Origin of the sequence: Pseudomonas tolaasii NCPPB 2192 (genome assembly GCF_002813445.1) — a bacterium.
Lineage (GTDB): Bacteria > Pseudomonadota > Gammaproteobacteria > Pseudomonadales > Pseudomonadaceae > Aquipseudomonas > Aquipseudomonas tolaasii.
Map to the genome: position 1 here is coordinate 646,362 of NZ_PHHD01000001.1, position 13,893 is coordinate 660,254.

The 13,893-nt window shown below is 63.1% G+C and carries 13 protein-coding genes; 6 read left to right on the plus strand and 7 right to left on the minus strand.

Going from position 1 to position 13,893, the window contains the following annotated elements; translation table 11 throughout:
• The first annotated feature begins 25 nt into the window (after positions 1–25).
• The gene (locus ATI14_RS02950; protein ID WP_016973879.1) at positions 26–1,249 is read left to right on the plus strand and encodes a TIGR03862 family flavoprotein; all 1,224 of its coding nucleotides are present in this window, start codon (positions 26–28) and stop codon (positions 1,247–1,249) included.
• A gap of 104 nt (positions 1,250–1,353) precedes the next feature.
• Here the strand turns inward: ATI14_RS02950 and rhlE1 are convergent, their stop codons facing one another.
• Both rhlE1 and yedA read right to left on the minus strand, forming a co-directional pair.
• Positions 1,354–2,688, minus strand: coding sequence for an RNA helicase RhlE1 (rhlE1, locus tag ATI14_RS02955; protein WP_016973880.1), 1,335 nt, complete (start codon positions 2,686–2,688; stop codon positions 1,354–1,356).
• A 49-nt stretch (positions 2,689–2,737) separates the two neighbouring features.
• Complete coding sequence (yedA, locus tag ATI14_RS02960) at positions 2,738–3,634, minus strand: drug/metabolite exporter YedA (RefSeq protein ID WP_016973881.1); 897 nt, start codon at positions 3,632–3,634, stop codon at positions 2,738–2,740.
• Positions 3,635–3,794: 160 nt separating this feature from the next.
• Between yedA and ATI14_RS02965 the strand changes: the two genes are divergently transcribed.
• Positions 3,795–4,256: an Lrp/AsnC family transcriptional regulator gene (locus tag ATI14_RS02965; protein ID WP_016973882.1), complete on the plus strand. Its 462-nt coding sequence runs from the start codon at positions 3,795–3,797 to the stop codon at positions 4,254–4,256.
• A gap of 226 nt (positions 4,257–4,482) precedes the next feature.
• On the opposite strand, the gene ATI14_RS02970 is transcribed toward ATI14_RS02965, so the two are convergent.
• From ATI14_RS02970 to ATI14_RS02980, 3 genes are all read right to left on the minus strand, one after another.
• Entirely contained in the window at positions 4,483–5,094 is a 612-nt protein-coding gene (locus ATI14_RS02970; RefSeq protein ID WP_016973883.1) for a 3'-5' exonuclease, read from the minus strand.
• 25 nt (positions 5,095–5,119) lie between these two features.
• A complete protein-coding gene (locus tag ATI14_RS02975) occupies positions 5,120–5,596 on the minus strand; it encodes a LabA-like NYN domain-containing protein (RefSeq protein ID WP_016973884.1) in 477 nt (158 codons plus the stop codon).
• 120 nt (positions 5,597–5,716) lie between these two features.
• Positions 5,717–6,481 carry a DUF2076 domain-containing protein gene (locus ATI14_RS02980; RefSeq protein ID WP_016973885.1) on the minus strand — a complete coding sequence of 255 codons (765 nt, stop codon included), beginning with the start codon at positions 6,479–6,481 and terminating at the stop codon, positions 5,717–5,719.
• A gap of 180 nt (positions 6,482–6,661) precedes the next feature.
• Between ATI14_RS02980 and ATI14_RS02985 the strand changes: the two genes are divergently transcribed.
• Together ATI14_RS02985 and ATI14_RS02990 are read left to right on the plus strand one after the other, a co-directional pair.
• Complete coding sequence (locus ATI14_RS02985; protein ID WP_026082942.1) at positions 6,662–7,321, plus strand: YciC family protein; 660 nt, start codon at positions 6,662–6,664, stop codon at positions 7,319–7,321.
• Positions 7,322–7,361: 40 nt separating this feature from the next.
• Positions 7,362–8,450, plus strand: coding sequence for an endonuclease/exonuclease/phosphatase family protein (locus ATI14_RS02990; protein ID WP_016973887.1), 1,089 nt, complete (start codon positions 7,362–7,364; stop codon positions 8,448–8,450).
• A gap of 135 nt (positions 8,451–8,585) precedes the next feature.
• Here the strand turns inward: ATI14_RS02990 and hrpB are convergent, their stop codons facing one another.
• Complete coding sequence (hrpB, locus tag ATI14_RS02995; protein ID WP_016973888.1) at positions 8,586–11,093, minus strand: ATP-dependent helicase HrpB; 2,508 nt, start codon at positions 11,091–11,093, stop codon at positions 8,586–8,588.
• Between the two features lie 250 nt (positions 11,094–11,343).
• On the opposite strand from hrpB, the gene ATI14_RS03000 reads away from it, so the two are divergent.
• Both ATI14_RS03000 and ATI14_RS03005 read left to right on the plus strand, forming a co-directional pair.
• Entirely contained in the window at positions 11,344–11,763 is a 420-nt protein-coding gene (locus ATI14_RS03000; RefSeq protein ID WP_016973889.1) for a hypothetical protein, read from the plus strand.
• A 9-nt stretch (positions 11,764–11,772) separates the two neighbouring features.
• The gene (locus ATI14_RS03005; RefSeq protein ID WP_016973890.1) at positions 11,773–12,666 is read left to right on the plus strand and encodes a cation diffusion facilitator family transporter; all 894 of its coding nucleotides are present in this window, start codon (positions 11,773–11,775) and stop codon (positions 12,664–12,666) included.
• On the opposite strand, the gene ATI14_RS03010 is transcribed toward ATI14_RS03005, so the two are convergent.
• Complete coding sequence (locus ATI14_RS03010; RefSeq protein ID WP_016973891.1) at positions 12,663–13,682, minus strand: DUF6515 family protein; 1,020 nt, start codon at positions 13,680–13,682, stop codon at positions 12,663–12,665. The two genes, ATI14_RS03005 and ATI14_RS03010, sit on opposite strands and share 4 nt — an antisense overlap.
• Positions 13,683–13,893 lie beyond the last annotated feature (211 nt).

Sequence of the window (13,893 nt, forward strand, 5' to 3'; positions counted from 1 at the left end):
CCTTTGTTTTTGACCAGGCCTGCTGATGTCCACCACCTCCTCCCACGTCGCCATTATCGGCGGCGGCCCTGCCGGGCTGATGGCCGCCGAAGTCTTGAGCCAGGCGGGTGTGCGGGTGGAGCTGTATGACGGCATGCCATCAGTGGGGCGCAAGTTCCTGCTGGCGGGAGTGGGCGGCATGAACATCACCCATTCCGAAGACTACCCGGCATTTCTGTCGCGCTACGCCGAGCGGGCGCCGCACATGGCGCCGCTGTTGCGTGCGTTTGGCGCAGAGGCGTTGTGCGAGTGGATTCACGGGCTGGGCATCGAGACCTTTGTCGGCACCTCAGGCCGTGTGTTTCCGACGGACATGAAAGCAGCTCCCCTGCTGCGTGCATGGCTTAAACGCCTGCGCGATCAAGGCGTGGTTATCCACACCCGGCATCGCTGGACCGGCTGGAGTGCTGATGGCGGCTTACTTATCCACAGCCCGGACGGCGAAAAAACCGTGCACAGCGATGCCGTGTTGCTGGCCTTGGGCGGCGGCAGTTGGTCACGCCTGGGTTCCGACGGCGCCTGGCTCAAGCTGCTGGAAGATAAGGGCGTGCCCTACGCGCCGCTGCAACCGAGCAACTGTGGTTTCGAGGTGTCGCAGTGGAGCGCGTTGATGGTCAGCAAATTTGCCGGCGCACCGTTGAAAAACGTCGCCATCGGTTTGGACGACGACACGCCGCGGCTAGGCGAGTGCGTGGTCACTGCCAGCGGCATCGAAGGCAGCTTGATCTACGCGCTGTCGGCGCCGATTCGCAAGGCGATCAACCGTGATGGCGCGGCGACGGTGCACATCGACCTGCTGCCGAGCAAGCCGCTGCACAAGGTGCAGGCCGCCCTGGCCAAGCCGCGTGGGTCGCGATCGATGAGCAAGCATTTGCACAGTCAGTTAGGGTTGGACGGGGTGAAAGCCGCGCTACTGCGAGAGTTGGCAGCCGCCGAGCACTTCAATGACCCGGCGCAACTGGCGGTGGACATCAAGGCGCTGCCCCTGACCCTGGTGAAAACCCGGCCAATGGACGAAGCGATCAGCACTGCAGGCGGCGTGCCGTTTGAAGCGTTGGATGAGCGCTTGATGCTCAAGCAACTGCCGGGGGTGTTTTGTGCCGGCGAAATGCTGGACTGGGAAGCGCCGACCGGGGGGTATTTGCTGACGGGGTGTTTTGCCAGTGGGCGGGTGGCCGGGCGGGGTCTGCTGGAGTGGCTTAACCGCTGAGACCGCCATCGCAGGCAAGCCAGCTCCCACATTTTGATTTGTGAACACGGTCAAAATGTGGGAGCTGGCTTGCCTGCGATGAGGCCCTCAACCATACCGCAAAATCACTTCTTCTTGCGCGGCCCGGTATTGAACACCGGCACCTTGCGCACCGGCTTGATCGAAGGCTCCGCCGGCGCCACGTCCCCGCTGTCCACCCACTTGCCCAGGTTACGCTTGCCGCCACCACCCGAGGCCTTGGGCTTTTTCGGTTTCTTCGGTTTCTTCACCACCTGCCCGCTGGCATCGGTTTCCGGCACGCGGTGCTCCGGTTCGAACTCCGGCTCCATCTTGCGGGTCAAGGTCTGGCGGGTCAGCATCTCGATGGCCGAGAGCATGTTCACTTCATCGGCGCACACCAGGGAAATCGCCTCACCGGTGTTGCCCGCGCGGCCGGTACGGCCAATACGGTGGATGTAATCTTCGGCCACGATCGGCAGGTCAAAGTTGACCACCAGCGGCAAGTCCTCGATATCCAGACCACGGGCCGCCACGTCGGTAGCCACCAGAATCTGCACTTCGCTGGCCTTGAAACGGTCGAGCGCACGCTGGCGTGTGGCTTGCGGTTTGTCGCCGTGGATGCCGTCGGCGTTCACGCCCAGGCCCTGCAACTTGTCCACCAGTGCATCCACGCCGTTACGGGTTTTGGCGAACACCAGCACCTGCTTCCAGCGGCCCTTGCGCATCAGGTGCACAAACAGCTCCGGCTTGCGCTTCTTGTCCACCGGCACGATCCACTGTTTGACCGTGTTGGCGGCCACGTTGCGCGGGCTCACTTCAATGCTCAGCGGGTCGTTGAGCATCTGCCCGGCCAGCAGGCGGATATCATCGGAGAAGGTTGCGGAGAACAGCAGTGTCTGGCGCTTTTTCGGCAGCATGCGGTAGATGTTCGCCAGCTCTTCGGAGAAGCCCAGGTCGAGCATGCGGTCGGCTTCGTCCAGCACCAGGGTTTGCAGCTGGTTGAGTTTCAGCGCGTTCTGGCGGAACAGGTCGATCAGGCGACCCGGCGTTGCGACCAGAATGTCGACGCCCTTGCGCAGCTTCATCATCTGCGGGTTGATGCTCACGCCGCCGTACACCGCGTAAGTGGTCAGCGGCAGGTGCTGGGCGTATTCGGCGACGCTGGCGTGAACCTGCTCGGCCAGCTCGCGGGTCGGGCACAGAATCAGCGCGCGCGCCGAGTTGGCGGCGACTTTCGGCCCTTCCATGGTCAGCAGTTGCAACAGCGGCAGGGCGAAACCGGCAGTCTTGCCGGTGCCGGTCTGGGCTGCGGCCATCAGGTCGCGACCGGCCAGCACCGCCGGAATGGCTTGCGCCTGCACCGGCGTCGGGGTCTGGTAGCCAAGCGTCTCAAGGGCGCGCAGCAAGGGTTCGATCAGGCCAAGGGTGGCGAAAGTCATGTGTTTACCGTAGGAAAAATTCAGCGCAAGGTCGCAATTGCGCGCAAGTTTACCTTATTTCCGGCTTCGGCTTGCGCCACTGGGGCAAGCCGATCAACACCACGGCACTGATGATCACCAACATTGCCAACGCCTCTTCCTTGCCGATGGTTTCGCCCACGAAGACGATGCCCAACAACACCGCCACCGCCGGGTTCACATAGGCATAGCTGGTCGCCGCGGCCGGGCGCACGTGCTTGAGCAGGTACATATAGGCATTGAAGGCGATGATCGAGCCGAACACCGCCAGGTAAGCCAGGGCCAGCCAGCCTTCAATCGGCGGAATGGCATGCAGGCGTTCGCCGGTCAAGGCGCTGCCCACCAGCAGCAACACACCGGCGACGATCATTTCCGCCGCACTGGCCATGGCGCCGGCAGGCAGCGGCAAGTGCTTGCTCCACACCGAACCGAAAGCCCAGGACGCGGCAGCGAACAGCAGCAGCATCGCCCCGGTCGGGCTCGACTGCAGGTTGGAGCCCATGTTGAGCATGGCAATGCCGATAATCCCCAGCACCACCCCGGCCCACTCCAGACGCGTATTACGCGCGCCCCAGAAATACCCGCACAGCAAGGTAAACAATGGCACCGTCGCCACCGCCAGCGCGGCTACACCGGAGGCGACCCCGGTGTGCTCGGCCACCGTCACCGCGCCGTTGCCGAAGGTCAGCAGCAACACGCCGATCTTGGCCGCCGCCTTCCACTGCACCCAGGTCGGCGCCGGCGCACCGCGCCAGCGCAAATAGCCATACATCGCCAAGCCGGCCAGCAAAAAGCGAATCCCGCCCAGCATCAACGGCGGCCAGTACTCCACGCCAATGCGGATCACCAGGTAGGTGGAACCCCAAATCACATACAACGCAAAAAAGGCGGCGATCAACGGCAAAGGGAAGCGACGTAAGCCAGGCATTGGGCAGCTCTGCGGCAGGGGACGGGAGGCTTATTCTAGAAAGGCCGCCCGCTAAACATAAGTTACAAAACCTGTTTAAACCGCCCATACACTTTTCAAAGCATGGTTATGAACGCTATAAACCGTGCTTTCGAAAGCCCTGCACTACTGGAGCCTTATCATGGACAAATACGACCGCATGCTCCTCAGCGCCCTCCTCGAAGACGGCCGCGCCTCCTACGCGCAACTGGCCCGCACGGTAAACCTCTCCGCCCCCGCCGTGGCCGAACGCGTGGCCAAGCTGGAAGCCAGCGGCGTCATCACCGGGTACCAGGCCAAGGTGGACCTGGCCAAAGTGGGCCTGCCGATTCAGTGCGTAATTGAGCTGCGCCTGACCAATCATGGCAGCCAGAAGGTGTACGACGCCTTGGGCGAGATCCCCGAACTGACGGAATGCCACCGCGTGACGGGCGACCCGTGCGTGATCATGCAAGCGGCGGTGGGGTCGATGCCGGAGTTGGAGAATTTGATCAACCGCGTGGCGAAATTCGGGTTCAGCAAGACCTCGATTATTTTGTCGAGCGCGATAGAACGGCGGGTGCCGTTGGGGCAGTTGGAGACCAATGGAAAAAATGGTGGCTGAGCTACCCCGCTCGTTCCCACGCTCTGCGTGGGAATGCCGCCCTGGACGCTCTGCGTCCGCTCTTGAAGTTGTGACGCAGAGCGTCACTGGATGCATTCCCACGCGGAGCGTGGGAACGATCAATAGCCTGAAGAACGAGATTCTATGGCGAATGGGCTGTTGTGGTGAGCGGGCTTGCCCCGCTCACCACAATTAGTGCTCTGCCCACATGAGATCTTCGCTTGGCTCAAAACCCGCGATGTTTTTTCAGGTGCTCATTGATCTTCGCCGCCGGCACTTTCTGCAGCGTGCACAGCAGGTCGTGGGACAGCTCGCGCAGACCGTGGGTGGCGCGCAGTTCATTGGCCAGGTGCGCCGTGAGGTTCGCCGCCATTTCCGCATCCGCCATCGCCCGGTGAGCCTTGCCGGTGTGGGGCAACTGGGCGAAGGCATTCAGGGTGCCGAGCTTGTGGTTGGGCGCCGACGGCATCAGGCGGCGCGCCAGCAGCAGGGAGCAGGCGAATTTTTGCAGGCGGGTGCGGCGGATCAGGCTCAGTTCGAAGTCCCAGAACTTTTGGTCGAACGCAGCATTGTGCGCCAGCAGCGGCGTAACGCCGACGAATTCGTTCACTTCATTCATCACCCGCTCGGCCGGCGGCGCGCTGCGCAGCATGGCGTTGCTGATGCCGGTGAGTTGCTCGATAAAGCCCGGCACGCGCACGCCTGCATTCATCAGGCTCTGGTAGCGGTCCACGATCTGGCCGCGCTCGAGGATGACCACCGCAATTTCCGTGGCCCGGCAGTGGCTGCTCGGGGTGATGCCGGTGGTTTCAAAGTCGATGACTGCTATACGTTCCAAACCTGTTCCAACTCCGTCCAACTGTTTATTTGAGCAGCAGCGCGCCTTCGATCGGCACGTAGCGGCTGGCGGCGCGGATCAGCGAGTTGGCCGTCAGCCCCGGCACGCCGTAGGCCACGGCTTCAACGCCATGCTTTTGGATGATGCGCTCGAGCAGCATGTCGAAATCGCCGTCACCGGAAGCCAGCACCACTTCGTCGACGTGGTCGGCGGCGTCCATGATGTCCAGGGTAATGCCCACGTCCCAGTCGCCCTTGGCCGAGCCGTCGGCGCGCTGGATGTAGGGTTTGAGCTTTACCGTAAAGCCCAGGTTGCGCAGGATCTGCTGGAATTGCTGCTGCTTGCTGTCGCCACGGTCGATGGCATAGGCGTACGCCTCGACAATCTGCCCGCGCGCGCTGATGTCGGCCCACAGCGCCGCGTAATTGAAGTGGCAGCCATACGCCTGGCGCACGGTGTAGTAGAGGTTTTGTACATCGGCGAACACCGCAATTTTCTTCACCGCACGTCCTCATGACAACCAGGCGCCAGCGCCCGGAAAGGTTGCCAGTATGCCAGCCATGGGAAAGTTTCAGCGAAAAATCAGCCCGGGGCGACGAAGCGCACCGGGCTTGCGGAGGTGTCAGACGTAGGAGTCGTCGTCGCCGAACGAGGAGGAGTCGTCGGAATAATCGTTGTCGGCGAAGCTGTCCGAGGCATTATCGTTGCCCCAGCTGTCATTGCCGCCGGCAAAACGCTGTTCATCGTTGCCCCAACCGCCCTGGTCACTGGCGGGCGCTGGCTGCTCAATGATCTCCTCCACCACCTGCGGCTGCTGGTTGTGGTGAAACAGGCTGCTGATGCCTTCGGCCAGCATCACACCACCGGCCACGCCGGCGGCGGTTTTCAGTGCGCCACCGAGGAAACCGCTGCCGATGGGCGCGGCGGGCGCCTGCTGCGGCTGTTGATAATTCTGCTGCGGGGCCGCGTAGTTTTGCTGCGGTGCAGGCTGGCCAAACTGAGGCCGGGCCGGTTCACGCCAGCCGCCGGAAGATGGCGCAGCACTTTGGGCCGGCTGCGAATCGCGACTGCTGCCACCCCCGAAGATGCTCGACAGAAAGCCGCCGCTGCTCTGCGCCGGTTGAGCGGCCTGTGCTTTGGCTTGTTGCAGCTCATTCTGCAACTGCTGGATCTGCTGCGCCTGCTGCTTGTTCTGCGCGTCGAGGCTCTTGATCGCGTGTTCCTGCACCAGGATCGACTGGGTCATGTAGTACCCCGCCGCAGGTTGGCGAGCCAGGTGCTCCTTGATCCGCGCTTCGGCCAGGGCGTCGCGGGAGGCTGAGTCCGTTTCGGCTTGCTGCAACCGTGAAAACAGTCCATCGATCAGGGTTTGCTCTTCGCTGTTCATGGCGACCTCGTTAGATTGCCGGTAGAAATCATGGTCCTGCCTGACATCAGGCAAGGTACTCCGTAGTTATGGGGCTGTTACCAGACGTTTCAATGGTCTTTACGCAAGGTTTACGTTTGCTTACCTCTCGTCATGATCGGTTAAAGTGTTGGCCTTGCTTTCAGGCCTGTGATGAACCCGATGAATCCGTTAGACGTACTGCGCGACTCCTTTCGTTTTACCCGTGGCAACCTGGGCGCCATCGTGCAGCTGTGCCTGCCGCTGGTGATCCTCGAAGCCCTGCTGCAACAGGTGCTTGACCACACGCTCGGCCCCGATGCCTTCCCCGGTTACAGCGTGGCGGTCGGCTTGCTGGTGTACCCGCTGTACACCGGCGCGCTGATTGTATTTCTGGATGCGCGCACCCGCGGCGAGTCGCCCGACACCAGGAATGTGTGGGCCATGGCCCTGACCCTGTGGCCACGTTTTGCCCTGCTGACGACCATGAGCACACTGTTGATTCTGCTTGGCCTGTCGCTGTATTTCCTGCCGGGCCTGTGGCTGATGGTGGTGCTGGCGTTTGCCGAGTACCTGCTTGTATTGCGCGGTATGTCGGCGCTGGAGGCGATGAAGGAAAGTTTTCGCCTGACCCGTGGGCATTTCTGGCGAATCCTGCTGTGCCTGTTGTGCGTGATGACGCCGTTGTGGCTGCTCAAAGGCGCCAGTGTCGCGGCGTATCCCAATCCGGCGCCGTTGCTGGGTGTGCTGATCGACAGCGCCCACAGCTTCCTGCAACTGTTCACCAGCATCGTCTTGTTCCGTTTATTCATGCTGATCGGTGGCGATGCCGACGCGCGGTGATATGCTCCGTGGCACCTCCAAAACGCTATAAGCCGAGCCGATGACCCGTTTATTGCGCATAACCGTGTTGAGCCTGTTGATTCTCGCAGGCGTGCTCACGGCCTTGATCTACAGCCTGACCTGGCGCCCAGATGACAAGCAGGTTCTGCCCGTGAGTTGCGTTGCACCGCGCGCGCCGACCTTGCTGCCGGGGCAGGCGCTCAAGGTCATGACCTGGAATGTGCAATACCTGGCCGGCAAAAACTATGTGTTCTGGTATGACACCACCGACGGCAGCGGCCCGGACGACCTGCCCACCGTGGAAGACATGGCCTTCAGCCTGGACGAAGTGGCGCGGGTGATTCGCGATGAACAGCCCGACATCCTGCTGTTGCAGGAGCTCGACGAAGGCGCCAAGTCGTCCCACTATCAGGATCAGGTGGCGTTGCTGCAGGAACGCCTGGTCGACCTCTACCCGTGCAGCGCCCAAGCGTTCGACTGGAAAGCCGACTTTGTGCCAGACCTGCATATTTTCGGCAGCGTCGGCCGCAAGCTCGTGACCCTCAGCCGCTATCAGGTCGAACACGCCGAACGCCTGCAATTGCCGGTGTCTTCAAGCAACTTCATCAGCCGCCAATTCCAGCCAAAGCCTGCTTTGCTGCTGACTTACCTGCCGTTGAGTGACGGCGGCCAACTGGCAGTGCTCAACACACGTCTGGACGGCGACACGCCGGGGCGCACAGCCGTGTACGAGCAAGTTAAAGCCACGGTGAAGTTACTGGATAAATTCGAAGGCCGCGGCACGCCCTGGCTGATTGGCGGGGATTTCAACCTGCTCCCACTGGGACAATTCCTGCGCCTGGATGCAGGCAAGCGCGGGCAATATTCGCCTGACAGCGAACTGCATTTGCTGTGGGATAAATACCCGATGATTCCGAGTAACAGTGAAGCCAGCGGGATTGACCGGGCGAAGTGGCTGACGCACTTCCCCAATGACCCGCGCGCGGACGGGCCGGATCGCACTCTGGATTACCTGTTCTACAGCCCACGGATCAAGCGGGTTGAGGCCAAGGTTCGCCAGGAGGATACGTTGCGCATCTCCAATCACCTGCCGGTGATTGCGCGGTTCCTGCTGCCCGCCGCGCAATAACCGCCGATGATCGTTCCCACGCTCCGCGTGGGAATGCATCCGGTGACGCTCCGCGTCACGACCTTAAAAGCAGACGCGGAGCGTCTAGGGCGGCATTCCCACGCAGAGCGTGGGAACGATCAATTTGTGTGGTGGTTACTTGCGGGGTTTGATCCGCGCGGTTGCTTCGGCCACCAAGGGGTCATCCGGCCAATAATGCTTCGGGTACCTGCCCTTCAAATCCTTTTTCACCTCGGCGTACGTACTGCGCCAGAAGTTCGCCAGGTCCTGCGTCACCTGCACCGGCCGGCGTGCCGGGGACAGCAGGTGCAGCTTCACCACCTGGCGCCCACCGGCAATGCGCGGCGTGTCCGCCAGCCCGAACAGCTCCTGCAAACGTACCGCCAGAATCGGCGGCTGCTCACTGTAATCCAGGCGCACCGACGACCCCGAAGGCACTTTCACATGCTGCGGCGCCAGCTCGTCAAGGCGCTGGGGCAGCGGCCAGGGCAGCAGGTTGTGGAGGAAGCTGGAAATATCCAGATTGGAAAAATGGCTGAGCCGCGAGACTTTGCCCAGGTACGGCATCAGCCAGTGTTCAAGACTCGCCAGCAGCGCGCTGTCGCTGAGGTCCGGCCATTCGCTGGTTTTACCGGCATCCAGCTGGCGCAGCAGCATGACACGGGCCTGCCATTGACGCAGTTCCGGCGTCCAGGGCAGCAACTCCAGGCCTTTGCGGCGCACCAGGTTGACCAGCGCCTGGCTGCGCGCGGCTTCGTCGAGGCCGGTCAGTGGCTCACGGCTGAGCACCAGTTCACCGACTTTGCGCTGGCGTTCGGCGCGCAGCACGCCTTCGCGCTCGTCCCAATCCAGCTGGTCAACGTTGCGCACTTGCTCGGCGAGCACCGTGTCGAACAGCGCCGGGTCAAAATCCGCCGCGAGGTAGATACGTTCTTCACGCTGGCCCTGGCGGCTGCCCAGGTCGGCGATCACCAGCCAAGGCTGTTTCATCAGGCTGTCGGCCTCGGCAAACAGCGCGGCGCGGCCATTGGCCAGGCGGTATTCGGCGCCACCGGGGCGGCGTTGCTGGGCGACGCGGTCCGGGTAAGCCAGCGCCAGCAAGGCGCCGAGCCAGCGCGGGTGATCCGGGTCGGCCACCGGGTGCGTCGCGTTGCCTCTTAGATAGCCGCGATACTGCCGGGCGAGTTGCCTGGCGCGCTGCACGCCGCCTTGGGTGCCGCGAGCGCGCTCTTCGCCACTGAGCAAGGCCAGCCGGCTGTGCAAATCGGCCCCACCACCGCGCAAGATATCGCGCTCACCCAGCAAGGCGGCGACATCACAGGCCGTCGTCGCCAGCCCCAAATCCTGCCCGCGCAACAGCAGGTGGGCGATGCGCGGATGGGCCGGCAGCTCGGCCATCTTCTGACCGTGGGCGGTGAGCTTGTCGTCATTTAGCGCGCCAAGGCGCACCAGCAAATCCTGGGCCTGGGCGTACGCGGCGGTCGGCGGCACATCCAGCCACACCAGTTGCGTGGGCGTGACGCCCCAGCGCGACAGTTGCAACGCGAGGCCCGCAAGGTCCGCCGCGAGAATTTCCGCGCTGCTGTAGGCGGCCAAACCTTCATGCTGGTCCTCGGACCACAGCCGGTAACACACGCCCGGCTCCAGGCGCCCTGCCCGACCGGCGCGCTGGGTGGCGCTGGCGCGGGAGATGCGCTGGGTGTCGAGGCGGGTCATGCCGCTGCCGGGGTCGAAACGCGGCACGCGTGCCAACCCCGCGTCGATCACCACACGCACGCCGTTGATGGTCAGGCTGGTCTCGGCGATGTTGGTGGCCAGTACCACTTTGCGTTTGCCGGCGGGGGCCGGGTCGATGGCGGCGCGCTGAGCGTTGAGGTCCAACTCGCCGTGCAGCGGGCACAGCAGCACATCCGGACGATCACCCAGGGCATCGGCCAATTGCTGGTTAACCCGGCGAATCTCGGCCTGCCCCGGCAGAAACACCAGAATGCTGCCGGTCTCGTCGTGCACGGCTTCGAGGATGGTCTGCACCACACGCGGCTCGATAAATTCACCGGCTTGATACGGCCTGCCCCAGCGCATCTGCACCGGGAACATGCGCCCTTCGCTGCGCAGGATCGGCGCGTCGTTCAGCAATCCAGACAGGCGGTCGCCTTCGAGGGTAGCCGACATCAGCAGGATCTTCAGCGGTTGCTCGTCGCGAAACAGGTCGCGGCCATTGAGGCTCAGGGCCAGTGCCAGGTCGGCGTCGAGGCTGCGTTCGTGAAACTCGTCGAAGATCAGCAGGCCCACGCCGTCCAGCGCCGGGTCATCCTGCAGGCGGCGGGTGAGAATGCCTTCGGTGACCACTTCGATGCGGGTGTTGGGGCCGACTTTGCTGTCGAGGCGGATGCGATAGCCGACGGTTTCGCCGACCTTTTCCCCCAGCTCGCTGGCCAGACGTTCGGCGGCGGCACGGGCAGCGAGGCGGCGCGGTTCGAGCATCAGGATGGTTTGCCCCGCCAGCCACGGCTCATTCAACAGCGCGAGGGGCACACGGGTGGTTTTACCGGCGCCGGGCGGCGCTTCCAGCACGGCTTCATGGCGATTCGCCAAGGCGTCACGCAGGGCGGGTAAAACATCATCGATCGGCAACGAATTCATACTGGCTCCAAAGCAGAGCGGCGAGTATAACGGCGAACGGCCGGGTGCCGGTGGTGGTCTCACAAACACCACTGGCTTGGACTGTGAACCCGGTCAAAGGTGGGAGCTGGCTAGCCTGCGATGCGGGCACCTCGGTAGTAAGTTGCATAGCGGTGATGCTATCGCAGGCAAGCCAGCTCCCACAGTAGAGCGGCGGTGCCCGGTAGATCTGGCTTATAGTTTCGTATTCATTGTGTTCAGGAGAGTCCTCATGCGTATCGCTTCCCGTGTCATCGGCGGTGTCCTCGCCGTCAGCCTGCTGAGCCAGTTGACGGCCTGTGGTTCGATTTTCTACCCCGACCGCCGTGGCCAGATCGACGGCAAGATCGACCCGGCCATTGCCGTACTCGATGCCGTGGGCCTGTTGTTCTATGTGATCCCGGGCCTGATCGCATTCGGCGTGGACTTCGCCACCGGCGCCATCTATTTCGAGCCGGGCAAAACCGCCCAGGTCGCCCCGGAAAAGTTGCACGAAGCCATCGGCGCCGACGGCAAAGTCGACAACGCCAAGCTGCAAACCATCATCCAGAAAGAAACCGGCCGCACCTTGCCGCTGGACGACCCGCGCCTGATCCAGTTCAAGGGCAGCGTGCAACAACTGGCGTCCCTGGGCCTGAAACCTGCAGCCTAAGGACCGCCCATGACCAGCAGTCCCGAACACGCCAGGCTCTTGCGCCTGGCCACCCGCGCCTCGGTGGGTGTGGCTTGCTTGCTGATTATCACCAAGGCCATCGCCTGGTGGCTCAGCGGCTCGGTGAGCATGCTCGCCGGTTTGACCGACTCGCTGCTCGACGGCGTGACCTCACTGCTGAACCTGCTGGCGGTGCATTACGCGCTGCGCCCGGCCGACGACGACCATCGTTATGGGCATGGCAAGGCAGAGTCGCTGTCGGGCATGGCTCAGGCGCTGTTCATTGCGGGCAGTGCGGTGTTGATCGCGTTTCAGGCGTACCAACGCTTGCAGCACCCGGAACCGGTCGGCGCGCCGTGGCTGAGCATTGGCGTGATCGTGTTTTCGCTGGTGCTGACCGTGGCGTTGCTGATGCTGCAACACCGGGTCATCCGCGAAACCGGCTCCAACGCGGTGCGCGCGGACTCGCTGCATTACCGCTCGGACCTGATGCTCAACGGCAGCATTCTGGTGGCGCTGGTGCTCGCGGGGTTTGGCTACAACCAAGTGGACGCCTGGTTTGGCCTGGGTATCGCCGCCTACATTTTGTGGAGCGCGATCCAGATCGCCCGGGAAAGCTTCGCGGTGTTGATGGATGAGGAACTGCCGCCGGACGTCAGCCAGCACATGCTGGAGCTGGCGCGCGGCGTACCGGGGGTGCTGGGTGCGCATGATTTGCGCACACGGATTTCCGGCAGCCACTGGTTTGTGCAGCTGCACCTGGAGCTGCCGGGGGAGTTGACGCTGTCAGTGGCGCACGGCATCAGCGACCAAGCCGCCGACGCCATTCACCAGGCCTACCCGCGCGCCGAAGTGCTGGTGCACGCCGACCCGCGGGAAGTGGTCACGGGCAATAAAACCTAGTACTGCACCTGATAGCCGCGACTGCTCAGGCAGTTGCCCTGGGCCTGGCGATAGGTTTGCACCACCGCCGGGTCCGGGGCATAGGTGACGGTGCGGGGGTCAAAACCGCTTTGCTGCACCGCCCAGCGATAACAGTCATAACCGTCCTGCTGCACCTGGGCCGGTGACTGGCCGTTGGCGGGATAGGCCGTCACGTCATACCCGTTGCCCTGCGGCGCAGGCGCTGGCGCCGGAACCTCGGTCGGCGGTTGCACCACCACATACTGCTGGGACGCGGCTTCGTAGGTGTAGTACGAGCCCGCCGCGAGAAAGAACAACGCGCTGCCGACCCAGACTTCACGCGCGTAATCCGGCAAATAATGCACGCGGATGCCATACGGCGGCGTTACGACCACGTAACGGGGGCCTTGCGGGCGATACCAGTAGCCGCCGGAAAAGAAGTAATCCTGCCCGCGGTAGGGCACGCGGTAATTACGGTCGGGGAAACGGTCGACGGTGTAACCGGGGCGATATTGCGGGCCGGGGCCCCAGCCATTGCCATGCCCGTCAGGACGGCCCGCCCAGCGAACATCGTTGGGGTGGCCATTGTTGAAGCCTGGACCCGGACGCGGCCCCGGGCCGTTGCCGGCTTGCCAGTGCGGGTTGTCGCCATTACGGCGCGGGATGTCGCGGTAATAACCCTGGCGTGGTTCCTGGGTCTGGCGAACGGTGTCCGGCCGCCCCTGGATCGGCAGGTTATTCGAAGGTTGTGGCTGCGGCGCAGGCCGCTGTTGCCCGTCACCCTGCGGGCGACCTTGCCACTGGCCGTGGCCTTGCTGCTCGGCCCGCTCAAAATGTTGATTCTGCGGGCGCGGCTGATTGTTTTCAGGGCGCGGCTGGTTATTGCCTTGCCACCCGCCTTCGGGCCCTCTTTCACGCTGACCACCGCCTTCTGAACGTGGATCGTCAGCCATCACTTGCGTGCCGACGCTGATCATCAGCAAACCTACACCTGCCATACGCCAGATGCGCTTCATGCTATTCCTCACTGCGGGTTTGGGCCTGGAATGTCCGGCCTCACAGTATGAGACTGAAAAAGCCTCACCCGGTTCTGAGACAGGTTATCAGTCACGAGAACAATTTTCCGGCAAAGAAAAAGGGGTGACCCGTCGGCCACCCCTTGAGAATTTCGTCCTGGCTCAACGCTTTTGGCGTTGGCTCACCTCACGCCGTCTTGTGGACAGTGTG